The sequence below is a fragment of the Roseateles sp. P5_B10 genome, from assembly GCF_056400485.1.
Genome location: NZ_JBFULE010001392.1, coordinates 1 through 814, shown reverse-complemented (window position 1 = coordinate 814; position 814 = coordinate 1). Strand labels below are relative to the sequence as shown.

Sequence of the window (814 nt, the reverse complement as noted above, 5' to 3'; positions counted from 1 at the left end):
CTTCTCGGAAGGTCCGAATATCTTCGGCACTGTCGGTGAGCTGGAGAAGCTGCTGAACGGCGTGCTGCCGCCGGAACAGATTACTGACATCATTTCCGAAGTTCTGGGCAACAAGACCAAGTCAGTTTGGGAGCGAATCTCTCTCGTCTCGGAAAGCTTGCTCGCCAACTATCTCCTCAAGGAGCATCCGCAAACCGCTGCGCTCATTCTCTCGCGGGTGAAGCCGGCGTGTGCGGCCCGCGTGATGAGTCATCTTCCGCCGGATATCCGGCACGACCTGATGCGGCGTATGCTCAGCCTCAAGCCTGTTGTTGAGGATGCCATGGGCATTATCGAGAAAACGATGCATGAAGACTTCATGATCAACTTCGCTCGGAACCTGGCGTCCGACACCTATCCGCGCATGGCCGACATCATCAACAAGATGGAGCGGACGCAGATGGAGGAATCGCTGAAGAACCTCACCGAATCGCGACCGAAGTCGGCCGAAATTCTGAAGGGCATGCTGTTTACCTTCGACGACATCGTGAACCTGACGGCCAAGGCACGCATGCTGATCTTCGATCAGGTGCCGACCGACCGCGTGGTGATGGCGCTCAAGGGATCGGATACGACATTCCGCGAACTCATTCTGTCGTCGCTCGCCTCGCGCACCCGTCGTCTGGTGGATCACGAACTGGCAAACGGTATCCCTGCGAATCAGCGCGAGATCCTGGACGCGCGGCGCGCCATTACCGACCTTGCGCTCGATATGGCCGGACGCGGCGAAATCGAACTCAATCCCGATCAAGAAGATCAGCCGGTATTCACCTGA

General features: G+C 57.5%; 1 protein-coding gene. It reads left to right on the top strand.

Going from position 1 to position 814, the window contains the following annotated elements:
- The coding region (locus tag AC1DU6_RS33555; RefSeq protein WP_477862676.1) for a flagellar motor switch protein FliG at nt 1–814 on the top strand (814 nt) is incomplete at its 5' end.